This window comes from Pseudomonas sp. NFXW11 (genome assembly GCF_049887815.1).
Lineage (GTDB): Bacteria > Pseudomonadota > Gammaproteobacteria > Pseudomonadales > Pseudomonadaceae > Aquipseudomonas.
In genome coordinates, this window is record NZ_JAGEKI010000005.1 from 229,350 (window position 1) to 255,285 (window position 25,936).

General features: G+C 61.3%; 20 protein-coding genes, 1 other RNA gene and 2 pseudogenes. 10 read left to right on the top strand and 13 right to left on the bottom strand.

Going from position 1 to position 25,936, the window contains the following annotated elements:
* Nucleotides 1–23: 23 nt before the first annotated feature.
* Nucleotides 24–953 carry a DMT family transporter gene (locus J4P02_RS10555; RefSeq protein ID WP_426189818.1) on the bottom strand — a complete coding sequence of 310 codons (930 nt, stop codon included), beginning with the start codon at nucleotides 951–953 and terminating at the stop codon, nucleotides 24–26.
* A 101-nt stretch (nucleotides 954–1,054) separates the two neighbouring features.
* Here J4P02_RS10555 and J4P02_RS10560 point away from each other — a divergent pair, with 101 nt between their 5' ends.
* A complete protein-coding gene (locus J4P02_RS10560) occupies nucleotides 1,055–1,921 on the top strand; it encodes a LysR family transcriptional regulator (protein ID WP_426189820.1) in 867 nt (288 codons plus the stop codon).
* 14 nt (nucleotides 1,922–1,935) lie between these two features.
* Here the strand turns inward: J4P02_RS10560 and J4P02_RS10565 are convergent, their stop codons facing one another.
* Both J4P02_RS10565 and J4P02_RS10570 read right to left on the bottom strand, forming a co-directional pair.
* Nucleotides 1,936–2,439 carry a GrpB family protein gene (locus J4P02_RS10565; protein ID WP_426189822.1) on the bottom strand — a complete coding sequence of 168 codons (504 nt, stop codon included), beginning with the start codon at nucleotides 2,437–2,439 and terminating at the stop codon, nucleotides 1,936–1,938.
* A gap of 483 nt (nucleotides 2,440–2,922) precedes the next feature.
* Nucleotides 2,923–3,126 (bottom strand): annotated as a pseudogene (locus J4P02_RS10570) (ATP-binding protein); the annotation flags it as partial.
* A 9-nt stretch (nucleotides 3,127–3,135) separates the two neighbouring features.
* On the opposite strand from J4P02_RS10570, the gene J4P02_RS10575 reads away from it, so the two are divergent.
* The 4 genes and pseudogenes from J4P02_RS10575 (at nucleotide 3,136) to J4P02_RS10590 (ending at nucleotide 6,179) form a co-directional block, all read left to right on the top strand.
* Entirely contained in the window at nucleotides 3,136–3,510 is a 375-nt protein-coding gene (locus J4P02_RS10575; protein ID WP_426190000.1) for a hypothetical protein, read from the top strand.
* Complete coding sequence (locus J4P02_RS10580; protein ID WP_426189824.1) at nucleotides 3,507–3,968, top strand: hypothetical protein; 462 nt, start codon at nucleotides 3,507–3,509, stop codon at nucleotides 3,966–3,968. The genes J4P02_RS10575 and J4P02_RS10580 overlap by 4 nt, the downstream gene beginning before the upstream one ends.
* 43 nt (nucleotides 3,969–4,011) lie before the next feature.
* A pseudogene (locus J4P02_RS10585) lies at nucleotides 4,012–4,629 on the top strand (IS3 family transposase); the annotation flags it as partial.
* An 836-nt stretch (nucleotides 4,630–5,465) separates the two neighbouring features.
* On the top strand, nucleotides 5,466–6,179 hold the full coding sequence (locus J4P02_RS10590) for a hypothetical protein (RefSeq protein WP_426189826.1): 714 nt from the start codon (nucleotides 5,466–5,468) through the stop codon (nucleotides 6,177–6,179).
* Nucleotides 6,180–6,472: 293 nt separating this feature from the next.
* Here J4P02_RS10590 and ffs read toward each other — a convergent pair.
* The 7 genes from ffs to J4P02_RS10625 all read right to left on the bottom strand — a co-directional run bounded on the left by ffs (nucleotide 6,473) and on the right by J4P02_RS10625 (nucleotide 16,052).
* An RNA gene (ffs, locus tag J4P02_RS10595) (signal recognition particle sRNA small type) lies at nucleotides 6,473–6,569 on the bottom strand.
* A gap of 239 nt (nucleotides 6,570–6,808) precedes the next feature.
* Entirely contained in the window at nucleotides 6,809–7,975 is a 1,167-nt protein-coding gene (locus J4P02_RS10600) for a zinc-binding metallopeptidase family protein (RefSeq protein WP_426189828.1), read from the bottom strand.
* A gap of 105 nt (nucleotides 7,976–8,080) precedes the next feature.
* The gene (gene ligA / locus J4P02_RS10605; protein WP_426189830.1) at nucleotides 8,081–10,453 is read right to left on the bottom strand and encodes an NAD-dependent DNA ligase LigA; all 2,373 of its coding nucleotides are present in this window, start codon (nucleotides 10,451–10,453) and stop codon (nucleotides 8,081–8,083) included.
* A gap of 125 nt (nucleotides 10,454–10,578) precedes the next feature.
* Entirely contained in the window at nucleotides 10,579–11,433 is an 855-nt protein-coding gene (gene zipA / locus J4P02_RS10610; RefSeq protein ID WP_426189832.1) for a cell division protein ZipA, read from the bottom strand.
* 256 nt (nucleotides 11,434–11,689) lie between these two features.
* A complete protein-coding gene (smc, locus tag J4P02_RS10615; RefSeq protein WP_426189834.1) occupies nucleotides 11,690–15,178 on the bottom strand; it encodes a chromosome segregation protein SMC in 3,489 nt (1,162 codons plus the stop codon).
* A gap of 2 nt (nucleotides 15,179–15,180) precedes the next feature.
* Nucleotides 15,181–15,840, bottom strand: coding sequence for a GntR family transcriptional regulator (locus J4P02_RS10620; RefSeq protein ID WP_426189836.1), 660 nt, complete (start codon nucleotides 15,838–15,840; stop codon nucleotides 15,181–15,183).
* Entirely contained in the window at nucleotides 15,837–16,052 is a 216-nt protein-coding gene (locus J4P02_RS10625) for a hypothetical protein (protein ID WP_426189838.1), read from the bottom strand. Before J4P02_RS10625 ends, J4P02_RS10620 begins: the two co-directional genes overlap by 4 nt.
* 54 nt (nucleotides 16,053–16,106) lie before the next feature.
* Between J4P02_RS10625 and xdhA the strand changes: the two genes are divergently transcribed.
* From xdhA to J4P02_RS10650, 5 genes are all read left to right on the top strand, one after another.
* A complete protein-coding gene (xdhA, locus tag J4P02_RS10630; RefSeq protein WP_426189840.1) occupies nucleotides 16,107–17,561 on the top strand; it encodes a xanthine dehydrogenase small subunit in 1,455 nt (484 codons plus the stop codon).
* Nucleotides 17,554–19,953 (top strand): xanthine dehydrogenase molybdopterin binding subunit, encoded by a 2,400-nt coding sequence (gene xdhB / locus J4P02_RS10635; RefSeq protein ID WP_426189842.1) that lies wholly within the window; start codon nucleotides 17,554–17,556, stop codon nucleotides 19,951–19,953. The genes xdhA and xdhB overlap by 8 nt, the downstream gene beginning before the upstream one ends.
* A gap of 47 nt (nucleotides 19,954–20,000) precedes the next feature.
* On the top strand, nucleotides 20,001–20,843 hold the full coding sequence (gene xdhC / locus J4P02_RS10640; RefSeq protein ID WP_426189844.1) for a xanthine dehydrogenase accessory protein XdhC: 843 nt from the start codon (nucleotides 20,001–20,003) through the stop codon (nucleotides 20,841–20,843).
* Between the two features lie 24 nt (nucleotides 20,844–20,867).
* A complete protein-coding gene (gene guaD, locus J4P02_RS10645) occupies nucleotides 20,868–22,172 on the top strand; it encodes a guanine deaminase (protein ID WP_426189846.1) in 1,305 nt (434 codons plus the stop codon).
* Between the two features lie 207 nt (nucleotides 22,173–22,379).
* Nucleotides 22,380–22,847 carry an SMI1/KNR4 family protein gene (locus J4P02_RS10650; RefSeq protein ID WP_426189848.1) on the top strand — a complete coding sequence of 156 codons (468 nt, stop codon included), beginning with the start codon at nucleotides 22,380–22,382 and terminating at the stop codon, nucleotides 22,845–22,847.
* A 62-nt stretch (nucleotides 22,848–22,909) separates the two neighbouring features.
* On the opposite strand, the gene J4P02_RS10655 is transcribed toward J4P02_RS10650, so the two are convergent.
* The 3 genes from J4P02_RS10655 to J4P02_RS10665 all read right to left on the bottom strand — a co-directional run bounded on the left by J4P02_RS10655 (nucleotide 22,910) and on the right by J4P02_RS10665 (nucleotide 25,806).
* The gene (locus tag J4P02_RS10655) at nucleotides 22,910–23,743 is read right to left on the bottom strand and encodes a nucleoside-binding protein (RefSeq protein WP_426189850.1); all 834 of its coding nucleotides are present in this window, start codon (nucleotides 23,741–23,743) and stop codon (nucleotides 22,910–22,912) included.
* Between the two features lie 148 nt (nucleotides 23,744–23,891).
* Nucleotides 23,892–24,842 (bottom strand): LysR family transcriptional regulator, encoded by a 951-nt coding sequence (locus J4P02_RS10660; RefSeq protein WP_426189852.1) that lies wholly within the window; start codon nucleotides 24,840–24,842, stop codon nucleotides 23,892–23,894.
* Between the two features lie 193 nt (nucleotides 24,843–25,035).
* Nucleotides 25,036–25,806 (bottom strand): GntR family transcriptional regulator, encoded by a 771-nt coding sequence (locus tag J4P02_RS10665; RefSeq protein ID WP_426189854.1) that lies wholly within the window; start codon nucleotides 25,804–25,806, stop codon nucleotides 25,036–25,038.
* Nucleotides 25,807–25,936: the final 130 nt, after the last annotated feature.

The following is a 25,936-nucleotide window of genomic DNA, read 5'->3' on the forward strand; positions in this document are numbered from 1 at the left end:
TGCTGACGGGGCCTTGCCGCTTATCAGTCGCCTTGCATCAGCGCCCCTCGGCGCTTGGCCCGCGGCCCGTTGCGCCACTGCCGCCAACGCCCTTCCAGCTGCATGGCCAGCACACTGCCCAGCACCACCACCGCCCCCAGCACCACACTCGGTTGCACGGTCTCCCCCAGCACCATGGCTGCCAGCAGCATGGCCACGGGCGGAATCAGGTACAGGGCGATCGACGCCCGACTCACCTCGACCCGCGCCAGCACATAGGCCCAGGCCAGATAGGCCAGGGCGCTGGGAAACACCCCCAGCAACAGCACCGCCAGATTCACCCGCAACGGCGCCAGAACCACCGCCCGGGCCAATCCCGGGGCATACACCAGCAACAGCAAGGTAGCGCCCCAGACCATGTAGCACACCGTGGTCAGCACCCCATAGCGCCCGGAATAGCGCCGCTGCAAGACAAAGTACAAACCCCAGGAAAATGCCGCCAGCAACACCAGCCCCCCCCGCGGCTCGACCGCGCCCAGCCCCTGGTCGCCCGCCACCACCAGCACCGCCCCCAGCAGCCCCAGCACCACGCAACCCCAGCGCCAGCCACTGACCGGTTCCTTGAGCCAGAAAAAGGCGATCAGCGTGCTGAAGATCGGCGCCGATTGCGCCAGCACGCTGGAGGCCCCGGCACTCAAGCCCTGCTGGCCATGATTGAGGCAGACGTGATGCAAGGCGATGGCAAAGAGCCCCAGCACCAGCAGCCAGGGCAGATCCCGCCAACGCGGCAAGTCGATGCCCAGGAACAACGCCATCAGCGCCATCACCAGTGAAGCAAGCAGAAAGCGCAGCAGCGCCAGGTGCCCGGGGCTGTAACCCTCAAGACCGATATGAATGCCCACCGGGGAATAGGCCCAGCACAGGATCACCGCAGCGGTGGCCAACAGCAGCTTGAACAGGGGCGAAATAGTCACGACCTGGTATCCACGAAAAAGGAGAGAAGTCGCAGTGTCCCGCCCTCCACACCTCACCACAATTAACCGATACTGAGGCTATTCATCACTGGAAATGAGCAATGGAACTGAGCCAACTGAAGATGGTGAAAGCCGTGGCCCGCAGCGGCAGCATCGCCCGGGCGGCCGAGCAACTGCATTGCGTGCCCTCCAATATCAGCAACCGCCTCAAGCAACTGGAAAGCGAACTCGGCACCTCGCTGTTCACCCGTATCGGACGCGGCCTGCAACTGAGCCCCAGCGGAGAAATCTTTCTCGGCTACAGCGAACGCATCCTGGCCCTGGTGGACGAAGCCAAGCGCGCCCTGGACAGCCAGGCCGAACCCAGCGGCGTGCTGCGCCTGGGCTCGATCGAGTCCTGTGCCGGCGGCCGCCTGCCACCCTTGCTGGCGGAGTACCACCGGCGCTACCCGCAGGTGCGCGTGGAACTGCAGACCGGCACCTGGTCGCAGCTCTTCGAGGAATTGCAGCAGCAGCGCATCGACGGCGCCCTGGTGGCCATCGACAGCCTGCCGGCCAAGTTGCAGCAGACCGTGCTCTACCACGAGCCTCTGGTACTGATCTCCAGTAGCGCCTGCGCGCCCATCCGCAGCGCCAGCGACCTGCAGGGGCACCACCTGTTCATGTGGCCACCAGGCTGCCCCTATCGCCGCGCCCTGGAAAACTGGCTGGGCAAGCATGGCCTGAACCTGCCCATCACCGGCTATGCCAGCTGGGGCACCATCATCGGCTGCGTCAGCGTCGGGGCCGGCGTCTCGCTGATCCCCGAAGGCGTGCTGGCGCGCTACGCGCAATCAGCGACCCTGAACGTGCAGCGCTTCAGTGACCTGTTGCCAGTAGGCAACCGTTTTGTCTGGCACCAGGATGTACAGCGGCACCGCGCCCGGGACGCCTTTGCCAGGTTGCTGCAGGAGCAGCTCGGAGCCTGAGGCAGCCAGGCGCCTCAGCGCGGCTGAGCGCCCATAACGGCATCGATAAAGGGCGCCTTCTGCGCCAGGTATTCGCCGATGCCGTGGCGATTGTCGGCTTCGAGCCGCAGCTTGAGCGCCTGGTACTGCTGGCGCAGTTCGGCATCGCCGCGCAGCAGGTCGCGAAAGCGCAGCATGCGCCCGATCTGCTCATGCCCCTCGATGCACACATGCACCTTATGGGTACGCACCGCATGGATATCGCGCCGATAGAAGTGATGCCCCGGCGACAGATCGCTGCCACGGACATAACCCAGAGTGGCCATGAACGCCTGACGCGCCACTGCCTCCCGATGCTGCGAAACCACCACCAGCACATCGATTTCCGGCTTGGCCGCAAGCCCGGGAACGGCGGTGCTGCCCACATGCTGGATATCCACCAGCTCGGCAGCGAAACCCTCGGCGATACGGGCTTTCTCCCAGGCGAATGCTTCGGGCCACTGCGGGTTGTAGAGAGAAATCTTGCTGGTTAGCGCCATGACCATTCCTTAAAAAACATACCCAACTCCAACTCTCGCCTGCCCCTTCAGAAAACGCCCCGCAAGCGCCCACGCCTTAAAGAGTCAACCACTCGTCAGCAACATGGCAAAGCGCCATATAACATCGAAAGTGCAAACTAGACTCCTGCCCAGAAACACTCAAAGCCTGCTGACAGGAAGGGAATCCAATGAAACTGGCCTTTTCCGTAACCCTCTGCCTGACCTTACTGTTGATGGGCTGCACCACGGCTCGTCTTTCCACTCGAACCCTACAGGCCGAGTGTAGGCCTTCAAAAAATATGAGTCTTCATGGTTTATAAAATCAATAAGTTGCGCACTTATTTTGACAGGACTGCTTCATGAGGTTTTCAGTTTTGTTGACAAAAACCTTTGAAATTTTCGAAAAAAATGAACCAGCTTCGGCTGGTTTTTTTCCGTCTGTGCGGACCTTGCAGGTGCCGTAGCATCTTCAGTTCGTGTTTCCGAGGGCGGAAGGCACCTAGCCAGGTGTGTTTTGCCTGTTCCAGGCCCGCCAATGAATACGACGTTCTGCGCGGCATCAGTGAACTCAAGGCTATGCAGTTCCTTAACCAAACGGGCGTCTGCGCTCGACGCACTAAAGTTGAAGCCTGCTAAATAGGGCTGAATTTTTATGCCTACGCGCCAAATCCTATCCAATGGGTGGATCCACTTGGGTTGGCTCGTGTTAAGGGGATAACGCCGAATAATAAGGGAACCCGCACAACCATAGAAAGTGACAACCTTCCACAAACTGAGATAGGTTTCAGCAAGCGTGCTCTAGGCAATGGTATCCATGATCCAGTAGTGGCTGAACTTTATGAGGATGTTCATATTGACGATCGTTCTGTCTTTCATGGTGATTGCGGCGAGGCGGATGCCCTTAGCAATATTGCGAAAAAATACAACGTTAAGACAGTCGATGAGTTGAAGGCTCTAACTAAAGGTGGCAGATCAACGACGCACAGGAATGATGGCGTTTTGAAGCCATTCTGTAAGTCATATAAACAAGTTATGGGTAGGCTAGAAATGGAAGATGGAGCCGCACAATGATTGATAGTATAGAAGTTAAAGAGTTTGATGATCTGGAGGAGCAGTTGCTTGATGCGAATATTTCTTATGGCGAGATGACGCGTGAGTACGCTAGTTATCTAATGGGTCTTATCCAAAGAGGTGAATTAAAAACTATTGCTGCCAGCAAGTTGGAAAAGTTGGTACCGTTCTTGAAAGAGGCCATCTTGCGCGAGCGTATCGAACGTGATGAGGTACTTCGAAAGAAGCTCACTGTCGATCTCTGGAAAATGGAGCAGCAAAGTCGCAAGGAAGATGAAGATTTTGCAAATTTCATCCGAGGTGTGCTCTATTGCTATGGTACAGAGGAGGTTTGGGAAGAGGAGGGCGATGGTCCAACCCCTATCTATCTTTACTTTTTGATCCTGAAAAAAATATTGCCGGGTCTGAGGAAAGATTTTATTAGTAGCTTTAATCGATTCCTTGGAGGGCGCAGCTAAGCCATTCTCTGTTTTTTGTCGGGCTCAGATAATAATGGCTGGAGTGCGTCTTGAAGGTCTGCGTTCTCAGACAGGGTATCGGCGCCGCCCTGGAAAGTACGGCGGTAAGCCAGCGATCGCCTCACCCAATTTGCTGAAGCGCCAGTTCGATGTCGTGGAACCTAACAAGGTCTGGGTCACCGACATCACCTACATTCGTACTTATGAAGGCTGGTTGTATTTGGCGGTGGTGCTGGATCTGTTTTCTCGTCAGGTCGTTGGCTGGTCAATGAAGTCGCAGATGACCAGTGATTTGGCCATTGATGCGTTATTGATGGCGGTTTGGCGGCGCAAACCGAAACAGGAAGTAATGGTTCACTCTGACCAAGGTAGCCAATACAGCAGCACTGATTGGCGTAGCTTTTTGAAGGCGAACAATTTAGTTGCCAGCATGAGCCGCCGAGGTAACTGTCATGACAACGCCGTGGTCGAGAGCTTTTTCCAGCTTCTGAAGCGGGAACGGATCAAGCGAAAAATCTATACCACGCGGCAGGAAGCACGTAGCGATGTGTTCGATTACATCGAGATGTTCTATAACGCAAAACGCCGCCATGGTTTCAATAATCAGCTGTCACCGATAGAGTTTGAAAAGCGTTACGCAATAAGCTTGAAAGGTGTCTAGAGAACCCGGGGCGATTCAAACACGTAAGTATAACTAGAGGCGCCTGTCCTTCAGCTGATAACACGCAAGTGTATTTCGGCGAGTATCTCATCACCTGTTAACACATAAGTGTATTTTAGCGCCTGCCTCTAACGCCGATAACGCGTAACTATAAGCTTCTACGTACTGCAGTAGGTCGGCGCGCCGATGATGTCGAATCTTAAGTCAATGAAATTAGCGATTACAATAATTATTCTGAGGATGGTTAGTTTTATTTTTTACAGGATGAGTTTTATCAGTAACTGCCAGGAAGATTTTGATTAAGTATCTATCGATAAGTGGATGCGCAGTGCGCAGTGTGCATTGCACATACACCTCTCTACTTATTCAGGAATGGTCTTTTAGCGTAGGCGCGGAGTTTTTGTGTGCCTTCGGTAGAGTTGGCACCCGTTTCAAGCAAGGTGCGAGAGTGTGCCTTCGCATTTTTTTGGCAGCCACAGAGATTTTTCAAAGAAAACAATTTTTTAGTGAGCCTGTCTGGATCATCTATTTGACATTGTTGGCACTTATTTTGAATAACCTACACCGAGGATCGAGTCGTTACGGGGATTGAACGACAAGAACTGGTAAATAACGTCATCCAGAATGTCAGGATCATCTGCCCAGAGCCCAGCCCCGATGCGCTAAAGACATTTGCCGCATCAGGCACCGCCTCAAAGGAAGACATCGCCACACTCTCCGCTGCATACCAGCAATCTGGTGCCAACATCGGCCTGCGCACCCAGTCCATCCAACTCTTGCGGGACCAGCTATATGCCGTATGCCAGGCCTACGCCAACGGTGCGATCAGCGCTGACATGTATCAGATGTACATGACCCGCAATCAACGCAACACCGTCGCCATTCTTGCGATTGAGCAACTGACGGGAGTAGCCAGGGGGCCAAGTGTCGTATTGAACAGCAGCAGCTCAACCGCCAACAGCCAATACCTGCTCGATCAAAGCAAATTGATCAAGGAAGCTCAGGACAAGCTGGCCAAAATGACTGCGGGCAGTGACGAAGCGAAAACCATGCAAGGCAATATTGACGCCATGCAGACACAACTCAAGCAAGCTCAACAGGCAATGGTACAGACCTCCAGCACAGGAACCTCGGTTACGACCACGTCCCCGCCACTACCCGCAGCCGGTGTCCAGGCCATCGCCACTGCCGTAGAGAACATCACCGAAATGACCACCTGGACCAATGACTTGTTCTACATCTGCCTCAATGCCTACGAGAACATTCCTAGTGCTCGACGCCCGCCATCGCTGGACAGCGCCTGCGCGAAAATCTATGACAACCTCGCACAAGCCAATCTTCTGCAACTCAAGCGCATGGCTGAACTCGATAGAGCCTCGACCAAGGGCAATGGCTCCACCACCACTGGAACGACTTCACCAGAAGAATCCGCCATAAAGGGTGCGACCCAAGAAAAACCAAGCAAACCTGACCTGACCAAGCTTGATGGATGGCCGCTAATGCATAGAAAACCACTGGACTCCAAGATGTCACTCGACCCTGGAATATGAATCAGCCCCGCAAACCGACAAGCGTCGTGAGACGCATCTGAACCAGCGTCACAAGATACCCATGAATGAAGGTTTACCTGCTAGCAACGAGCAGGCAAGGAACGATGAATTTCTCTTTGGGGAGAACAGCGAGCGAATGACATCCGGCACCACGATTCGGAAACAGTAGACCGAGTGGCGGGACAGTAAAAGGTAGGACGGGATGGTCGACACGGATGTATCACTCCTTGTACCACCGCGTGGCAAAGGGTGAAAAACCGTTAGGAATCAATCGATTGAAAGATTGGAGGCAACCCCACCAGCCACACCCCGGCACACAATGTTCCCGCTGTGGCTGCTGCCTTCCGGCTCTGACCAGGTTCACGGGTAATCGTTGCGGGGGGACCGATGGGGTCACCATAACGATGCTCGCCTGGCAGCGAGCCGCGCCATTGTACCTATCTGAGTTGAACTTACAACCGCTCGTTGCAGATTAAAAAATCCGATGGGCTTCAAGCACTTGGCGCGGCCTTGGAGAAAACCAGCAGCGGCCTCCGCGCTGGCTGGCTCGCGAAGCTGCGCTGCGGCGCTTCAGGGGAAATCGCGTTGGTGCCATCGCGAGCGAGCTCGCTCCTACAGGAACGTGGCGGTCAGTCGAGGGACAGGACTTCAGCGGCGCGACCACCTTCCTGCTGGATCACCAAGTGGATGAAGTGCAACTTGGCAATCACCAGGGGCGGCAGGACGAAGGGATAGAAGTCCGGCTGGCCCATGCTCCGCGACAGTTCGTTGAGCATGCCCGCCAGTTCGATCCAGGCGTTGACGAAAGCCAGGAACGCCGGAGCGCCGGGGTGCTGCGGGTCGTACAAGCTACTCAAGGGGAACGGCTGGTAGTCCAGATCGACGTCGCGGGCACTCATGCCAAAGCCCAGGGCGGTGTCCACCGCGTCCATCATGTGCAGGTAATGGGCCCAGGTTTCCGCCCAGTCCTCCCAGGGATGCATGGTGGCGTAGGCACTGATATGGCTCTGCTGCCAGCCGTTCGGGGCGCCTTTCTGATAGTGCCGGTCCAGGGCCTCGGCATAGCTGTAGCGCTCGTCGCCAAACAGGCTACGAAAGCGCTCGAGCCACGGGCTGTCGGCGATCAACCGATCCCAGTAGTAATGCCCCACTTCGTGGCGAAAGTGCCCGAGCAAGGTGCGGTAAGGCTCGTGCATCTGCGCGCGCACCTGTTCGCGGTGGGCGTCGTCGGCTTCCTTGATGTCCAGGGTGATCAGGCCACTGGCATGCCCGGTAATAGGCGCCCTGCCCTCCAGGTCGACACCGATGAAATCGAACGCCAGGCCGCGCTGCTCATCCTCGCCCTTGGGTATCACCGGCAAGCCGAGGGCCAGCAGTTGCGCCACCAGGCGCCGCTTGGCGATTTCCACCTTGCGCCAGCGCTCCGGGTTCTCGGCAACCGACAAGTCGGGAATGGTGCGATTGAGGCTGCAGGCCACGCACAGACCGCCGGCCAGGTGCGCCGGCAGCAGCCAGTTGCAGGCGGCCGGGGTATCCAGGTTGGCGCAACGCTTGAAGGCACCGGCTTCGGGCTCGGCATCCAGCACCCAGGTTTGCGCCACCGGCCCTGCCCGCAATGAAGACAGGCAGCCCAATTGCGGCGCATAGCCCAGCAACGCCGAACAGGCCAGGCACTGGCTATTGCGAAAGAACAGCGACTGCCCGCAACGGCACGACCAGAGCTTGCCATTGCGCGAGCGCTCGCCTACGAAAGGCGCGGCGATCCGGGAACTGAGTTGTTCGAAGAAACGGTACATGGCGATTTCCCCCTGAGGCTTGCCAAGACTAGATCATCCTGGCTGCCTCAGCGTTCCGTCGCACTCGCAGGGGAACGGCTGCGCCGGCAAGCCGGCGCCCATGACTCAAGCTGAGGCAGAAATGCCGTGTTCGGCAAGGAAGGCGACAAAGGCTTCCTCGTCGAGCACCTTGAGGCCCAGCTCGTTGGCCTTGGCCAACTTCGAGCCGGCACCGGGACCGGCCACCACGCAGTGGGTCTTGGCCGACACGGAACCGGCAACCTTGGCCCCCAGGCTTTCCAGCTTTTCCTTGGCCACATCGCGGCTCATCAGCTCCAGGGAACCGGTCAGCACCCAGGTCTGCCCCGCCAGCGGCAGGCCGGCGACCACTTTCTTCTCGCTCTGCCAGTGCATGCCAAAGGCCTGCAACTGCTGCTCGATGGTCTGGGCCAATTGGGCATTGGCCGGGCTGTCGAAGAATTCACGCACCGCCTTGGCCTGCTTCTCCGGCAGCGCCTGGCGCATATCCAGCCAGTCGGCCTCGATCACGCCCTGCAGGGAGCCGAACTTGTCCGCCAGTTTCTGCGCCGCACCCGGCCCCACCGAAGGGATATTCAGCTTGTCGAGCATGCCGCCCAGGGTGGTACTGGCGGCGAACTCGGCGCCCAAGTCGCCTTGATCCTGCAACACCAGGCCGCACTGGTCCTCGGCCAGCAAGGCGCCGATCACTTCCTGGTTATGGCTGTCCTCGAAGAAGCTGTGGATCTCGTGGGCCACTTCCAGGCCAACGTCCGGCAGGTAGGTCAGCACCTGGGGCAACGCCTGCTGGACCCGGGCCAGGCTGCCCAGGGAACGGGCCAGGACCTTGGCGGTTTCCTCACCCACATCCGGAATGCCCAGGGCGTAGATAAAGCGCGCCAAGGGCGGACGCTTGCTGTCCTCGATGGCCTTGAGCAACTTGTTGCTGGACACCTCGGCAAAGCCTTCCAGGTCGATAATCTGCTCGTACTTGAGGCGGTAGAGGTCCGCCGGCGAGGCGATGAGTTTCTCGTCCACCAATTGCTCGATGGTCTTGTCCCCCAGGCCTTCGATATCCATCGCGCGGCGGGAAACGAAGTGGATGATCGCCTGCTTGAGCTGGGCGCCACAGGCCAGCCGGCCGACGCAGCGATACACCGCGCCTTCACTGACGGTCTCGCGGCCCTTGCTGCGCTTGACCAGCTGCGTGCGCTCGACATGGGAACCACACACCGGGCAGCTCTGGGGAATCTGCACCGGCCGGGCATCCTCGGGGCGACGCTCGGCCACCACCTGCACCACCTGCGGGATCACGTCGCCGGCACGGCGGATGATCACCGTGTCGCCAATCATCAGGCCCAGGCGCGCCACCTCGTCCATGTTGTGCAAGGTGGCATTGGATACCGTGACACCCGCCACCTTGACCGGTTTCAACCGCGCCACCGGCGTCACCGCGCCAGTGCGACCAACCTGGAACTCCACGTCCAACAGCTCGGTGAGTTCTTCCATGGCCGGGAACTTGTGGGCGATGGCCCAGCGCGGCTCCCGCGCACGAAAGCCCAGCTCACGCTGCGCGGCGATGCTGTTGACCTTGAACACCACGCCGTCGATTTCATAAGGCAGCGCATTGCGCCGCTCGCCGATCTCCCGGTAGTAGTCCAGGCACTCGTCGATGCCCTTGGCCAGGCGCAGCTCGCGACTGATGGGCATGCCCCATTGCTTGAGCCGCTCCAGGTTGCCGATATGGGTCTCGGCGATATCCGCAGTGACCTGACCCAGGCCGTAGCAGCAGAACTCCAGCGGACGGCTGGCGGTGATCTTCGAGTCCAGCTGGCGCAAGCTGCCGGCCGCGGCATTGCGCGGATTGGCGAAGGTCTTGCCGCCCGCCTCCAGCTGTGCGGCATTCAGGCGCTCGAATCCGGCCTTGGACATAAAGACTTCACCGCGCACTTCCAGGGTCGCCGGCCAGCCACTGCCTTGCAGCTTCAGCGGGATATTGCGCACGGTGCGCACATTGACGCTGATGTCTTCGCCGGTGGTGCCATCGCCACGGGTGGCGCCCCGCACCAGCACACCGTCCTGGTACAGCAGGCTGACCGCCAGGCCATCGAGCTTGGGCTCGCAGCTGTACTCCACTGCAGCGCCACCGCCGAACAGGTCGCCCACCGGCAGGTCCAGGCCCTCGTTGACCCGGCGATCGAACTCGCGCATGTCGACTTCTTCGAAGGCGTTGCCCAGGCTGAGCATGGGGATCTCATGACGGACCTGGGTAAAGGCCGACAATGCCGCGCTGCCCACCCGCTGGGTCGGCGAGTCGCTGGTCACCAGCTCCGGGTGCTCAGCTTCCAGGGCCTTGAGCTCGTGATACAGGCGGTCGTACTCGACGTCCGGAATGCTCGGCTCATCCAGCACGTGGTAGCGATAGTTATGTTGGTCCAGCTCTGCGCGCAGCTCGAGAATGCGGGTTTCAGCGGCGGTCATGGGGGTTCTCTCGTAAAGCAAAAGAGCAGCCTAGGCTGCTCGATCTGAAGATGGGGGCAAGGGCTTCGCTGGCAAGCCAGCGCCTACACCAACCGGCTCCTGCAGGAAGAGCCGGCCGTGGAAGCTTAGCGCTTCTGGGTCAGGGCGCGACGCTCGAATTCGACGATACGCTGGCGATAGTGCTCGATGGTCTGGGCGGTGAGGACGCTGCGCTGGTCGTCCTTGAGCTCGCCGTTGAGTTCCTGGGACAGCTTGCGGGCTGCCGCCACCATCACATCGAAAGCCTGCTTGGGATGACGCGGGCCAGGCAAGCCGAGGAAGAAGCTCACCGCCGGGGTGCTGAAGTGGTCGATATCGTCCAGGTCGAACACCCCGGGCTTGACCGCGTTGGCCATGGAGAACAGCACTTCGCCGTTGCCGGCCATGCTTTCGTGGCGATGGAAAATATCCATCTCGCCAAACCGCAGGCCGCTTTCGAGGATGTTCTGCAACAGCGCCGGCCCCTTGAAGCCGGCAGCGTCGCGGCAGATCACACTGATCACCAGCACTTCCTCGGCTTGCGGCTGTTCCTTGTCACTGTGGCTGGCGGCCTTGCTGTCATCGGCCGGGAAGTCATCGTCGCGGCTGCTGAAGCTCGGGCCACCATCCAGATCCAGGTTCAGGTTGAGGTCGCCTTGATGCGGCTCGCCACCACGCTTGCCACGCTTGGACGAAGAACTTTCCCGAGGCTCGCGGGCCGGCATGCTCACCGACGGCAGATCGTGCTCGTCCAGTTGCGGCTCTTTATGGTTATCCAGTACCCGCGATGGGCCGAGCAATTCGGCACTGCCGTCATCATCCGGAAGATTGGAGAGATTTCGATCGAGACGGAATTTCAACTTCCCCTTGCCGCCACGCATACGCCGCCAGCCATCAAAAAGAATACCGGCGATAACAATAATGCCGATGACGATCAGCCACTCGCGCAGACCGATTTCCATGTAATCCCGTGCCTCTATAAAAAATGCTGAAAAATAAGGGGTTTACAAACTGCAAACCGCTTTAAAACGTGGCGCCAACTCTATGTTCTGAATGGCCTTTTGCCCACGCGTAGGAAAAATTGACATTAAACTAGCACGACCAAAGGCAACTTTACACCGTCTGTCGCAACGGTTAGGGCCAATCTATCGATTGGCCTGCCAACTCACGGGAAAATTCTTCCAACTTGCCCCAGACCGTCACCTCGGTCGCCTGGACTCAAGCGTCCACCATCGCCATCGCCTCCTCGACATCCACGGCCACCAGGCGCGAACAACCGGGTTCGTGCATCGTTACCCCCATCAATTGATCGGCCATTTCCATGGCGATCTTGTTGTGGGTGATATAGATGAACTGCACAGTCTGCGACATCTCTTTAACCAGTTTTGCGTAGCGTCCAACGTTAGCGTCATCCAGCGGCGCGTCAACTTCGTCAAGCATGCAGAATGGCGCCGGATTCAACTTGAAGATGGCAAATACCAGGGCCAATGCGGTCAATGCCTTTTCGCCACCGGAGAGCAAATGAATGGTGCTGTTCTTCTTCCCCGGCGGACGCGCCATGATCGTTACCCCTGTATCGAGTAGATCTTCGCCCGTCAGTTCCAAATAAGCGCTGCCGCCACCGAAAACTTTTGGAAAGAGTGCCTGTAATCCGCCATTGATCTGATCAAAGGTATCCTTGAAGCGATTACGGGTTTCCTTGTCGATCTTGCGGATCACGTTCTCCAGGGTTTCCAGGGCTTCCACCAGGTCGGCGTCCTGGGCATCCAGGTAGCGCTTGCGCTCGGACTGCTGCTGGTATTCGTCGATGGCCGCGAGGTTGATCGCGCCCAAACGCTGAATCCGCGCGGCAATCCGCTCCAGCTCCTCTTCGGCGGCCTGCTCGCTGGCATCCCCGGTCAGGGTTGCCAGCACACCGTCCAAATCGTAGCCATCGGCCAGCAACTGCTCCTGCAAGGTCTTGCGCCGCACGCTCAGGGCCTGCCATTCCATGCGCTGCTGTTCCAACTGGCCACGGATCAACTGCGATTGCTGCTCGGCCTGGTTGCGGCGCTTCTCGGCGTCGCGCAGTTCGCGATCGGCATCTTCCAGGGCGATCTGTGCGGTCTTGAGCTCGACATCCACGCTCAAGCGTTTTTCCAGCAACTCTTCGAGCTTCAGACGCAGCTCTTCCAGCGGCGCCTCGCCCTCCTCCAGGTTGAGGCTGAGCTGCTCGCGCTTCTCGGTCAGGCGCTCGGATTGCAGCTCCAGGCGCTCCAGGGCCTGACGGGTGGAATCGTGCTGGGCCTTGAGCGAACCCATGCGCACCGCCAGTTGATGGGCATGATCCTTGTGCTGACGCGCCTCCTGGCGCACCCGATCGAGGCGTTCGCGCAGGCTGTCGCGCTGGGCCAGCAGCAGCTCGCGCTGCTCGGTGTCCAGGGCCATGCTGTCGAGGGCTTCCTGCAACTGCAGGCGCGCCTCGCCGATCTGTTCGTGCTCCAGCTCACGCTGCTCGCCCAGTTCGATCAGCTCTTCATCCAGGCGCGTGCGGCGTAGGCTCAACTGCTCAGCCTTGGCCTGGCCAGCCGATAACCTGGCCTTCAATTCGCCTTGCTGGCGAGCTTCGTCCTGCAGCAGGCGACGCAAATGCTCGCGACCGTTCTCCTGCTGGCGCTGCTGGGCCCGCAGATTGAGCAGCTGGCTTTCCAGGTCCTCGACGCTGGCTTCACGCTCATCGCGTTCCAGGGTCAACTGCTGGATCTCCTGACCCCGAGCCAGCACACCACTTTCCGCCTCACTGGCGCGGCGCACCCGCAGGAAATGCCGGCCAACCCAGTAACCGTCACGGCTGATCAGGCTGTGCCCCGGCGCCAGTTGCCCGCGCAAGGCCAAGGCCTGTTCGAGACTCTCCACCGGTTTGACCTGGCCCAGCCAGGGCGCCAGATCGACCTCCGATTGCACCTTGTCCAGCAGGCTGCCGGGAATGCGCAAGGCATCGCCTTGCACACTCAGCAGACGCAGGTCGCCTTGCTGGAACCCCGCCAGGTCAATGCCGGCAAAGTCCTCCACCAGCACTGCTTGCAGATCGGCGCCAAGCACGGTTTCCACCGCCAGCTCCCAGCCCGCCTCCACCTGCATGCCATCGGCCAGGCGCGGACGCTCGGCCAATTGCTGCTCGCGCAGCCACTCGGCGGTGCCGGTGCCCGGGTCCAGTGCGGCTTGCTGCAAGGCTTCCAGGGACGCCAGGCGGCCATTCAGGCGCTGCAACTCGCCCTGGGCCTGCTGCTGAGCCTGAGTGGCCTGCTGCAATTGCTGGCGCAGTTGCTCCAGGCGTTCAACCTGGGACTCTTCGCTGGCTTGCAGGTCTTCCAGGGTCGCCTCGCTGGCGGCCAGTTGTTCGTTGAGTTCGAGAATCGCCGCGTCTTCCGGATCGGCCGACAACAGCTCGCGCTCCTCGCCCAGGCGCCGCTGGCGCTCGGACAGCCGCTCCATGCTGGCTTCGAGCTGCTGGATGCGCGACTGCTGCACTTCCGCCTGGCGCCGCGGCTCGGCGGAACTCAGGTTGAAGGTGTCCCACTGCTCCTGCCAGCCGTGCATGGTGGTTTCGGCTTGTTCCAGGGTCGCCGCGGCTTCCTCGGCGGCGGCGCTGGTGACTTCCTGCTCGGGCTCGAGCATCGCCAGTTCTTCGCCCAGGGTCGCCAGCAAGGTACGGTCGTGGCCCAGGTGCGACTCGGTTTCCAGGCGCGCGCGCTCGGCTTCCTTGAGATCGTCCTGCAACTGCCGCAAGCGCTGCTGGCCATGCTGGATGCTCTGCTCGACCCGGGCGATATCGCCGCCCACCGAGTAGAAACGCCCCTGCACCAGATTGAAGCGCTCGGACAACTCATGATGCCCGTCGCGAAAGCGCTCGATGGCGGCGTCGGCATTGCGCTGCTCGGCCACCAGGGCCTCGAAGCTGACCTCCTGGCTGCCGATCACCGCCTCACGCTGAGCCACTTGCTCATCCAGCGCCTGCCAGCGCAGGGCCGACAGCTGCGCCTTGAGCTGCCGCTCCTCGGCCTTGTATTCCTGGTATTTCTCGGCGGCCTGGGCCTGGCGATGCAGGCGTTCGAGCTGACGCTCCAGCTCTTCTCGCAGGTCGGTCAGGCGCGCCAGGTTCTCGTGGGTGCGACGGATGCGGTTTTCCGTCTCGCGCCGGCGCTCCTTGTACTTGGAGATGCCCGCGGCTTCCTCGATAAAGTTGCGCAAATCCTCGGGCTTGGCCTCGATCAGCTTGGAGATCATGCCCTGCTCGATGATCGAGTAGCTGCGCGGCCCCAGGCCCGTGCCAAGGAAAATATCGGTGATGTCGCGACGGCGACACTTGGCGCCATTGAGGAAATAACTGTTCTGGCTGTCGCGGGTCACCTTGCGCCGGATGGAAATCTCCGCGTAGGCGGCGTACTCCCCCAGCAGGGTGCCGTCGGAGTTGTCGAACACCAGTTCGATGCTGGCCTGGCTCACCGGCTTGCGGCTGGTGGAGCCATTGAAGATGACGTCGGTCATCGACTCGCCGCGCAGGTTCTTCGCCGAGCTTTCGCCCATCACCCAGCGCACCGCGTCGATGATGTTGGATTTGCCGCAGCCATTGGGCCCGACCACCGCCGCCATGTTACTGGGGAAGTTCACCGTGGTCGGATCGACGAAGGACTTGAACCCCGCCAGCCGGATGCACTTGAGTCGCACGTTTACGCATCCGCCAGGGCAGACACCACCAGATCGCTGCTGCGCTGGGCGTAGGCGGTCAGCACCTGGCGGATCAGCACCAGATCACGCTCCAGCACCGCGGCCAGCAGCTGTTCGAACAGCGCCAGGAATTCGCTCATCGACGCCTTGCGCTGATCCAGCGCCAGGTAATAGGCACGGCTCATGGCCGGCTGCAGGTTCTCGACGGTTTCCTGCAGGTAGGGGTTGTTGGCGAAGGGATAGGCGGCGCGCATCACGCTGAAGCTGTCTTCGACGAAGGCACGGATGTCCTGGCGCTGGTAGGCGCTCTCCAGGCGTTGCTGGATCTGCAGGAACGGCGCCATGTCGCTTTGCTGCTCCCAGCCACTGGCCACCGAGTTGCCCAGCAGGATGTACAACTCGCTCATCAGGGTGCACAGGCTGCGCACCTTGTGCTCGGTGAGCTCGGTCACGTGGGCGCCACGGCGCGGCAGGATGGCAATCAGATGGCGGCGCTCGAGAATCAGCAGGGCCTCGCGAACCGAACCGCGGCTGACATTGAGGGCCAAGGTGACCTTCTGTTCCTGAATGCGCTCCCCAGGCTTGAGATCCCCGCGAATGATGCGTTCGGCGAGGTGGTGAGCAATCTGCTCGGCGAGGCTGTCCGGCGCCTTGAACGTCATGGTTTTCCTTCAAAATCTTTAATCGGCACAAGCGGCGCAGTGTAGCGCAATTGACACCTAATGGCGGAGTGCCCCGACAGGGGAATTTGCCATGAAACCGGCAGATAGTCGGCGATCCGGGCGGTTGTCGGGAAGCGGCCATACTTGAAATGCTGGGCGCTGAATTTTCCTGACTTAAAAGTCAGAAAATCATTGACCGAAAAGTCAGACATGACTAAATTCGGCTCACGTCGCCCAACAACAATAAAGACTCTGCGAGGCCTTCCGTGATCCAGTTTTTACTCAACCAGGAACTCCGTAGCGAGCACGCCCTGGACCCGAACCTGACGGTGCTCAACTACCTGCGCGAGCACCTGGGCAAACCCGGCACCAAGGAAGGCTGCGCCAGCGGTGACTGCGGCGCCTGCACCGTGGTGGTGGGCGAGTTGCAGGTGGATGAGGAGGGCCGCGAAGCGATTCGCTACCGCAGCCTCAACTCCTGCCTGACCTTCGTCTCCTCGCTGCATGGCAAGCAACTGATCAGCGTCGAGGGCCTCAAGCACCAGGGGCAGTTGCACAGCGTGCAGCAGGCTATGGTCGACTGCCACGGCTCGCAGTGCGGCTTCTGCACCCCGGGCTTCGTCATGTCGCTGTTCGCCCTGCAGAAGAACAGCAGCGCGCCCGACAGCCACAAGGCCCACGAGGCGCTGGCCGGCAACCTCTGCCGCTGCACCGGCTACCGGCCGATCCTGGCTGCTGCCGAGCAAGCTTGCTGCGCTGGCCAGAGCGATCAGTTCGACGCCCGCCAGGCCGAGACCATCAGCCGTCTCAAGGCCATCGCGCCCAAGGACACCGGCGAACTCAACAGCGGCGACAAGCGCTGCCTGGTGCCGCTGACCGTGGCCGACCTGGCCGATCTCTACGATGCCTATCCACAAGCCCGGCTGCTGGCCGGCGGCACCGACCTGGCGCTGGAAGTGACCCAGTTCCACCGTACCCTGCCGGTGATGATCTACGTCGGCAACATTGCCGAGATGAAGCGCGTCGAACGCTTCGCCGACCGCCTGGAGATCGGCGCCGCCACCCCGCTCACCGACTGCTACGAGGCCCTGCGCGCCGAGTACCCGGACTTCGGCGAACTGCTGCAGCGTTTCGCCTCGTTGCAGATCCGCAACCAGGGCACCCTGGGCGGCAATATCGGCAACGCCTCGCCAATTGGCGACTCGCCACCGCTGCTGATCGCCCTGGGCGCACAGATCGTGCTGTGCAAGGGCGAGGTGCGTCGCACCCTGGCCCTGGAAGACTATTTCATCGACTACCGGATCACCGCCCGCCAGGACAGCGAGTTCATCGAGAAGATCATCGTGCCCCGGGCCAGCGCCGAGCGACTGTTCCGTGCCTACAAGGTGTCTAAGCGCCTGGACGACGATATCTCCGCGGTCTGCGCGGCCTTCAACCTGCGCCTCGACAACGGCGTGGTCAGCGATGCGCGCATCGCCTTCGGCGGCATGGCGGCAATTCCCAAACGGGCCAAGAGCTGCGAGGCCGCGCTGATTGGCGCGCCCTGGAACCAGGCCAGCGTCGAGCGCGCCTGCGCCGCCCTGGCGCAGGACTTCACCCCGCTCTCGGATTTTCGCGCGAGCAAGGAATACCGCCTGCTGAGCGCGCAGAACCTGCTGCGCAAATACTTCATCGAACTGCACACGCCGCACATCGAGACCCGGGTGACCGCTTATGTCTAACCATCACAAGGTCGAGAAGACCCAGGCCGAACTGACGGCCCTGTTCCACCAGGAACTGACCACCGGCGTCGGCCGCAGCGTCAAGCACGACAGCGCCGACAAGCACGTGTCCGGCGAGGCGCAGTACATCGACGACCGCCTGGAATTCCCCAACCAGCTGCACGTCTATGCACGCCTCTCGGACCGCGCCCACGCCCGGGTCATCAGCATCGACACCTCGCCCTGCTATGCCTTCGACGGGGTGCGCATCGCCATCACCCACGCAGATATTCCCGGGCTCAAGGACATCGGCCCGCTGCTGCCCGGCGACCCGCTGCTGGCCATCGACACTGTGCAGTTCGTTGGCCAGCCGGTGCTGGCGGTGGCGGCCCGGGACCTGGAAACCGCACGCAAGGCGGCCATGGCCGCGATCATCGAATACGAGGACCTAGAGCCGGTGCTGGACGTGGTCGAGGCCCTGCGCAAGCGTCACTTTGTGCTGGACAGCCACACCCACCAGCGCGGCGACTCGGCCAGCGCCCTGGCCAACGCCGAACACCGGATCCAGGGCACCCTGCATATCGGTGGCCAGGAACACTTCTACCTGGAAACCCAGATCTCCTCGGTGATGCCCACCGAGGACGGCGGCATGATCGTCTATTGCTCGACCCAGAACCCCACCGAAGTGCAGAAGCTGGTGGCGGAAGTGCTGGATGTGTCGATGAACAAGATAGTGGTGGATATGCGGCGCATGGGCGGCGGTTTCGGCGGCAAGGAAACCCAGGCCGCCAGCCCGGCCTGCCTGTGCGCGGTGATCGCTCGCCTCACCGGCCAGCCGACCAAGATGCGCCTGCCGCGGGTCGAGGACATGCTGATGACCGGCAAGCGCCACCCCTTCTATGTCGAATACGACGTGGGCTTCGACAGCAGCGGCCGCTTGCACGGCATCCAGTTGGAGCTGGCGGGCAACTGCGGCTGCTCGCCGGACCTGTCGGCGTCCATCGTCGACCGGGCGATGTTCCACGCCGACAATTCCTACTACCTGGGCGATGCCACCATCAACGGCCATCGCTGCAAGACCAACACCGCCTCCAATACCGCCTACCGTGGCTTCGGCGGACCACAGGGCATGGTCGCCATCGAGGAAGTGATGGACGCCATTGCCCGTCACCTGCACCTCGACCCCCTGGCGGTGCGCAAAGCCAACTACTACGGCAAGACCGAGCGCAACGTCACCCACTACTACCAGACCGTCGAGCACAACATGCTCGAAGAGATGACCGCCGAACTGGAGGCCAGCAGCCAGTACGCCGAGCGCCGTGAAGCCATCCGCCGCTACAACGCCAACAGCCCTATCCTGAAGAAGGGCCTGGCGCTGACCCCGGTGAAGTTCGGCATTTCCTTCACCGCCAGCTTCCTCAACCAGGCTGGCGCGCTGATCCACGTCTACACCGACGGCAGCATCCACCTCAACCATGGCGGCACCGAGATGGGCCAGGGCCTGAACACCAAGGTGGCGCAGGTGGTGGCCGAGGTGTTCCAGGTGGATATAAACCGGGTGCAGATCACCGCCACCAACACCGACAAGGTGCCCAACACCTCGCCGACTGCAGCCTCCAGTGGCGCCGACCTGAATGGCAAGGCGGCGCAGAATGCCGCGCAAACCATCAAGAGCCGCCTGGTGGAGTTCGCCGCGCGCAAGTACCAGGTCAGCGAAGAGGACGTGCAATTCCACAACGGCCATGTGCGCATCCGCGACCAGGTCCTGACCTTCGAGGAGCTGATCCAGCAGGCGTATTTCGCCCAGGTGTCGCTGTCCAGCACCGGCTTCTACAAGACCCCGAAGATCTACTACGACCGCGCCCAGGCCCGTGGCCGGCCCTTCTACTACTTCGCCTTCGGCGCCGCCTGCGCCGAGGTGCTGGTGGATACCCTGACCGGCGAGTACAAGATGCTGCGCACCGACATCCTGCATGACGTGGGCGCCTCGCTGAACCCGGCCATCGACATCGGCCAGGTGGAAGGCGGCTACATCCAGGGCATGGGCTGGCTGACCACCGAGGAACTGGTGTGGAACGCCAAGGGCAAGCTGATGACCAATGGTCCGGCCAGCTACAAGATCCCGGCGGTAGCCGATATGCCGGCGGACCTGCGGGTCAAGCTGGTGGAGAACCGCAAGAACCCGGAAGACACGGTGTTCCATTCCAAGGCCGTGGGCGAGCCGCCGTTCATGCTCGGTATCGCCGCCTGGTGCGCGATCAAGGACGCGGTGGCCAGCCTGGGCGACTACCGCCAGCAACCACGGATCGATGCCCCGGCCACCCCGGAGCGGGTGCTCTGGGGCTGCGAGCAGATGCGCCAGTTGCAGGCCGCCAGGCCGGTCGAGGACAAGACCGAGTTGACTCCACTCTGATGGCCGGGGAACCCGCCCAAACCGACAAGCAAAAGGTCGAGGTGAACATGAACAACTGGATCAGCGCCCTCGCCGACCTGCAGAGCCAGGGGGAACCCTGCGTGCTGGTGACCATCATCGAGGAACTGGGTTCGACGCCGCGCAATGCCGGCTCGAAAATGGTGGTCAGCGCCACCCGGGCCTTCGACACCATTGGCGGCGGGCACCTGGAATACAAGGCCATGCAAATCGCCCGGGAAATGCTCGCCAGCGGCCGGCAGGCCACCCATCTGGAGCGCTTCAGCCTCGGCGCCAGCCTCGGCCAATGCTGCGGCGGCGCCACGGTGCTGCTGTTCGAACCCATGGGCCAGGTGCAGGCGCAGATCGCCGTGTTCGGCGCCGGGCATGTCGGCCGCGCCCTGGTGCCGCTGTTGGCCAGCCTGCCCTGCCGGGTGCGTTGGATCGATTCCCGCGAGCAGGAATTCCCGGAACAGATTCCCCCGGGCGTGCGCAAGATCGTCAGTGAAGAACCGGTGGAGGAAATCGATGACCTGCCTCCTGGCAGCTATTGCATCGTCATGACCCATAATCACCAGCTGGACTTGGAGTTGACCGCCGCCCTGCTCAAGCGCAACGATTTCACCTATTTCGGCCTGATCGGCTCGAAGACCAAAAGGGTCAAGTTCGAACACCGCCTGCGTGATCGCGGTTTCGCTGCCGAGACCCTGCAGCGCATGCGTTGCCCCATGGGGCTCGGCGAAGTCAAAGGCAAGCTGCCTGTGGAAATCGCCATCTCCATTGCCGGCGAGATCATCGCCACCTATAACGCCCATTTCGGCCAACCCAGCGTCAGCGCCGAACCCATTGCCAAACTGCTGCCGGCTTCACGCCGCAGCCAGGTTGCGAACTAACACGCCACACACCGAGATACCTTCATGCCCCAGACTCGCAAAGCCTACCGTGCCGCCATCCTGCACAGCATCGCCGACCCGGCCGAAGTCGGAATCGAAGCCTCCTATGAGTACTTCGAAGACGGCCTGCTGGTGGTCGAGAACAGCCGGATCAGCGCCCTCGGCCACGCCAGCGAACTGCTCGCCAGCCTGCCCGGCGACGTAGCGATCGAGCACTATCCGGACGCCCTGATCACTCCGGGCTTTATCGACACCCATATCCACCTGCCGCAGACCGGCATGGTCGGCGCCTATGGCGAGCAACTGCTGGACTGGCTGAACACCTACACCTTCCCTTGCGAAAGCCAGTTCGCCGACCAGGATCACGCCAATGAAGTGGCGGACATCTTTATCAAGGAACTGCTGCGCAACGGCACCACCACCGCCTTGGTGTTCGGCAGCGTGCACCCGCAATCGGTGAATGCCTTCTTCGCCGCCGCCGAGAAGCTCGACCTGCGGATGATCGCCGGCAAGGTGATGATGGACCGCAACGCCCCGGATTACCTGACCGACACCGCCGAATCCGGCTATCAGGAGAGCAAGGCGCTGATCGAGCGCTGGCACGGCAAGGGCCGCCTGCACTACGCGGTGACCCCGCGCTTCGCGCCTACCAGCACCCCGGAACAACTGACCCTGGCCGGTAAGCTGCTGGGCGAATACCCCGACCTCTACATGCAGACCCACATCAGTGAAAACCTGCAGGAAGTGGAATGGGTCAAGGAGCTGTTCCCGGAGCGCAAGGGTTACCTGGACGTGTACGACCACTACCAGTTGCTTGGCGAGCGCTCGGTGTTCGCCCACGGCGTGCACCTGTGCGACGAGGAATGCGCACGCCTGGCGGAAACCGGTTCGGCCGTGGCCTTCTGCCCGACCTCGAACTTCTTCCTCGGCAGCGGCCTGTTCAACCTGCCGATGGCCGAGAAGCACAAGCTCAATGTCGGCCTGGGCACCGATGTCGGTGGCGGCACCAGCTTCTCGCTGCTGCAGACCCTCAACGAGGCCTACAAGGTCATGCAACTGCAAGGCGCGCGCCTGAGCCCGTTCAAATCACTGTACCTGGCCACCCTCGGCGGTGCCCGGGCCCTGCGCCTGGAAGAGCGCATCGGCACCCTGCACCCGGGCACCGATGCCGACTTCCTGGTGCTGGACTACAACGCCACGCCATTGCTCAGCTACCGCCTGAAACAGGCCAAGAGCATCGCCGAAACCCTGTTCGTGCTGATGACCCTGGGGGACGATCGCACCGTACTCCAGACCTACGCCGCCGGCCGGCCAGTGCATCAGCGCTAAGTTGCGCAAGCAAAAAATCCCCCGCCCGGCACCTGCCGGACGGGGGATTTTTCTTTTCAGCATAACGCTGCCCCAGGCTGCGCGAGGGGAATTTACCGAGAGGGACAAGCGCGCAGCAAGCAGGCGACGTAACATGTGCCGCGCCTTCGACAAGGCCCTGCGCTGCATCCGTGCCGCGCCCTGTGCATACCAGACTCAAGAGGGACCATGAGAGACATAGCCGAGCTGTCCATCTACTACCAGAACTTCGTCGTCGAACGGGAGATTCCCAGCCTGGAGCAACTGGCCGAATTCCAGGCCCGGCATGGCATCAAGCTGCCCGATGACTATGTGGCATTTATTCGCTCGATCAATGGCGGCATCCCGACGCTGAACTTCTTCACCAATGAAGAGTGCGAGTTCGTCGTCGAGACCTTCCACCATCTGTCCCTGATCGACGACCAGGACGACTGCTACAACATCAGCATTGCATCCGCCTGGCCATCGGAAGACCTCGGCAGAACGCTGATCGCCATTGCCGGGGATGGCAGCGGCGACCAGTTGGTGTTCGATCTGTCCCTGGGCCCGCAAGTGCGGCTGTGGCGCCATGATGACGGCCAGCAGCCAGTGATCATCGCCGCCAGCTTTGCCGACTTTATCGACCGCCTTGAGCCGGAACCGGAAGACGATCAGTAAGTACTGCCTAGGGCCACGACCTCCAGTACCGGCAGCCTGGCCCATCGGCTGGCGTGCAGGTGCTAGAAGGTCATTTCCAGGTTCAGGGTCGGCGCCGTGGTGCGAGTGCCACGCCCACCGTCCACGCCGAACTTGTTGTGCCAGTACTCATAGCCGACCCCCAGGTAGAGGTTGGGCTTGACGTTCTTGCCCGGCAGCACGGCGACCATCAGGGAGGTGCGCAGCAGGGTTTCCGGCGCGGTGTCACGGTAGTTGTAGTCGTGACCCTTTTCCCCGGTGTAGTTGATGAAGCCCTGGAACTTGGCCGCGTGGCTGCCCACCTCGAACGGCCGCATCCAGGCCAGGTTGAGCAGGTAGGTGTCGTCGAAGGTGTGGTCCGGGTCCTTGGCCCCGGGTATCCCCGAGTGGTTGTTTTCCTTGTAGTACAGCAAGCTCAGGTCGAGCACCCCGACGGTGTTGAACTTCAGGGTCGGGCCGAACACCAGGGCGCGTTTCTTCGCCGAGCCCAGGTTGTTGTTGCGGCTGGCGTCGAAGCCCAGGGTCAGCGCGTAGTCCTTGATCAGGCCGGTGCCCAGGGGCGTATCCAGTACCCGGGACGCGAACAGCTGATTGCGGTAGACCCCATAGACCTCGCTGCTGCCCTTGTGGGTGCCCTTGCGCGGGTCGTCGCTGTCGGAAAGCAGCACATCCAGGTGCAGGTAGTTGCTGCCGTACTGGTAGCCGCTGGCGTGGGTAAAGCTGTAGATGCGCTTGCTGATGTAGTGCGGGTTGTTCGGGTTGGTGAACTCCTTGCCGTAGCGGAAGCCGACGCTGTTGTTCATCCACTCCAGGGCGGCCGCTTCCCCCGCTCCGATCAACGTCATCATCAGGGTTGCGCCTTGTAATGCCTTTTTCATTTTTATTATGTCCTGTGGCGGTGTGGCTTGAGGCAGCTTCGCTGGCTGCCGACCGCGGGCAGTATCGGCACAAGCGCCACAGGGCCCAAAGAACAGAATATCGAGCGCGGCGCTGCCAAAATGGCATCAGCCGCCGCAGAGGCTGGTGTCAGAGCACTGGCGTGGCGAATCTGCGCTCGGCGCGCTCCCGTAAAGCGATCTCTTCGCCGAGCAGATGGGCCAGTGCTTCCACCGCGCTGGGCAGGTCGCGGCCGCTGCGGGCGTAGAGCCCCAGGTCGCTGTAGATGCCGCCCTGGTCGCTGAGCGGAATATGCACCAGCTCTCCCCGGGCCAGGTCCGCTTCGATCCCGACCCGGGTCTGGAAGGCCACCCCCATGTTGTGCCGGGCCATCTGCCGCGCCAGCTCCATGGAGTTGCTGCGCAACGGCGGTTTGTCCAACAGCCCCAGGTGCTTGTGCAACGGCGCCAGCAAGTGATGGATCGACAGCTCGCTCTTGGCCAGGATCAGCCCGTGCTCGGCGCAGGTGGCGAAGTTCACGCTGCCGCGCTCGGCCAGGGGATGGTCAGGGCTGACCAGGGCGCCCAGGCGAAAGTGGGCGACGCTCAACGGGCGGATTTCCGCTGCCCTGGGCAGGGCGAAGGCCAGCCCGAGGTCGGCCCGATTGTTGATCAACGCCTGGGGAATCGCCTGGGAGCCCTGCACCGCGACGCCAATGGTCACCTGCGGATAGAGCTCGCGCATGCGCTTGAGCACCGAGGGCAAGAGATCCACCGTGGCGCCTTCCACGGCGGCGATTTCCACATGCCCGCTCTTCAGGCCATGCAGGGCATCGAACTCCAGACGCACCCGCTCCAGGTCCTGCAACACCAGGTTGACGTGACGGCTGAGGACCTCCCCGGCCAGGGTCAGGCGCAGGCCGCCGGGCAAGCGCTCGAACAACGGCGCGCCGATCTCATCCTCGATCTTGAGGATCTGCCGGTTCACCGCCGAAGAGGCCACATTCAGATGCCGGGCTGCCTCGCGAATCGAATGACAGCGCCGGACCATGTCGAAGTAATGGATAGCGGAGGAATGAATGCGTAGCGTTCTGCCGCTCATGCCGCAGGCTCCTTTGCGCAGGACGAGAGGCTTGTCCCTGGCGGGGGCTACCCGGTCATACGCCTCGAAGCGGACACTGTATACAATCCAACTAAAAATCCGCAACAAAAAACCAGGCGCAGCGGCAAGCTGCAAGCCTCAAGTGGCAAGCTCGTCATGCATCGCGTGCGGCTTTGTACTTGCAGCTTGCAGCTTAGAGCTTGTGGCTGCCGCTAGAGCGGCCTGGCTTCTTGGTCTGCAACAGGTGCGAGAACACCGCATGCAGATCGTCCGAGGCACTTTCCTCGTCGAGGTTGAGCTTGCTGTCGATATGGTCCATGTGATGCATCATCAGGTTCACCGCCAATGCACCATCCCGGGCTTCGATGGCATCGATCAGCTGGCTGTGCTCATCGTAGGAACAATGGGAGCGGTTGCCGCTTTCATACTGGGCGATGATCAGCGATGTCTGGGACACCAGGCTGCGCTGGAAGCTGATCAGCGGTGCATTCTTCGCCGCTTCCGCCAGCTTCAGGTGGAACTCCCCCGACAGGCGAATACCGGCGCCACGATCGCCACGGGAAAAGCTGTCGCGCTCCTCGTTGACCATCTGCCGCAGCTCCAGCAACTGCTCGGCGGTGGCGTGCTGCACCGCCAGTTCGGTGATGGCCCGCTCCACCAGGCGCCGGGCGAGAAATACCTGGCGGGCTTCCTCGACGCTTGGGCTGGCCACCACCGCACCCCGATTGGGACGCAGCAGCACCACGCCTTCATGGGCCAGGCGCGACAAGGCACGACGGATAATGGTGCGGCTGACCCCGAAGATTTCCCCCAGTGCCTCTTCGCTCAACTTGGTACCGGGCGCCAGGCGCTGTTCGAGGATGGCCTCGAAGATATGCGCGTAGACAATATCGTCCTGGGTTCCGCTGCGACCGGCCTTGCCTGCTCGCGGTTGTTTCTTCAGAGGTTGCAACTGTTCGTTCATGGGCACTCGGGTCGGGAGGACTGCAGCGATTTCGAGGTGACTTTAATACGCTACCGTGGGTCGCTGGCAAGTATCGCGTTAAAACAAGGGCATATTGTACACAAGCCTTGGCAATCACTAGTAAAAAGTC

Excerpts from the sequence above, each read along its gene's own strand:
- J4P02_RS10560 (WP_426189820.1), top strand. The coding sequence starts at position 1,055 with ATGGAACTGAGCCAACTGAAGATGGTGAAAGCCGTGGCCCGCAGCGGC.
- J4P02_RS10565 (WP_426189822.1), bottom strand. The coding sequence starts at position 2,439 with ATGGCGCTAACCAGCAAGATTTCTCTCTACAACCCGCAGTGGCCCGAA.
- J4P02_RS10580 (WP_426189824.1), top strand. The coding sequence starts at position 3,507 with ATGATTGATAGTATAGAAGTTAAAGAGTTTGATGATCTGGAGGAGCAG.
- J4P02_RS10590 (WP_426189826.1), top strand. The coding sequence starts at position 5,466 with ATGTATCAGATGTACATGACCCGCAATCAACGCAACACCGTCGCCATT.
- J4P02_RS10600 (WP_426189828.1), bottom strand. The coding sequence starts at position 7,975 with ATGTACCGTTTCTTCGAACAACTCAGTTCCCGGATCGCCGCGCCTTTC.
- ligA (WP_426189830.1), bottom strand. The coding sequence starts at position 10,453 with ATGACCGCCGCTGAAACCCGCATTCTCGAGCTGCGCGCAGAGCTGGAC.
- zipA (WP_426189832.1), bottom strand. The coding sequence starts at position 11,433 with ATGGAAATCGGTCTGCGCGAGTGGCTGATCGTCATCGGCATTATTGTT.
- J4P02_RS10620 (WP_426189836.1), bottom strand. The coding sequence starts at position 15,840 with ATGACGTTCAAGGCGCCGGACAGCCTCGCCGAGCAGATTGCTCACCAC.
- J4P02_RS10625 (WP_426189838.1), bottom strand. The coding sequence starts at position 16,052 with ATGTCTGACTTTTCGGTCAATGATTTTCTGACTTTTAAGTCAGGAAAA.
- xdhB (WP_426189842.1), top strand. The coding sequence starts at position 17,554 with ATGTCTAACCATCACAAGGTCGAGAAGACCCAGGCCGAACTGACGGCC.
- xdhC (WP_426189844.1), top strand. The coding sequence starts at position 20,001 with ATGAACAACTGGATCAGCGCCCTCGCCGACCTGCAGAGCCAGGGGGAA.
- guaD (WP_426189846.1), top strand. The coding sequence starts at position 20,868 with ATGCCCCAGACTCGCAAAGCCTACCGTGCCGCCATCCTGCACAGCATC.
- J4P02_RS10650 (WP_426189848.1), top strand. The coding sequence starts at position 22,380 with ATGAGAGACATAGCCGAGCTGTCCATCTACTACCAGAACTTCGTCGTC.
- J4P02_RS10655 (WP_426189850.1), bottom strand. The coding sequence starts at position 23,743 with ATGAAAAAGGCATTACAAGGCGCAACCCTGATGATGACGTTGATCGGA.
- J4P02_RS10660 (WP_426189852.1), bottom strand. The coding sequence starts at position 24,842 with ATGAGCGGCAGAACGCTACGCATTCATTCCTCCGCTATCCATTACTTC.
- J4P02_RS10665 (WP_426189854.1), bottom strand. The coding sequence starts at position 25,806 with ATGAACGAACAGTTGCAACCTCTGAAGAAACAACCGCGAGCAGGCAAG.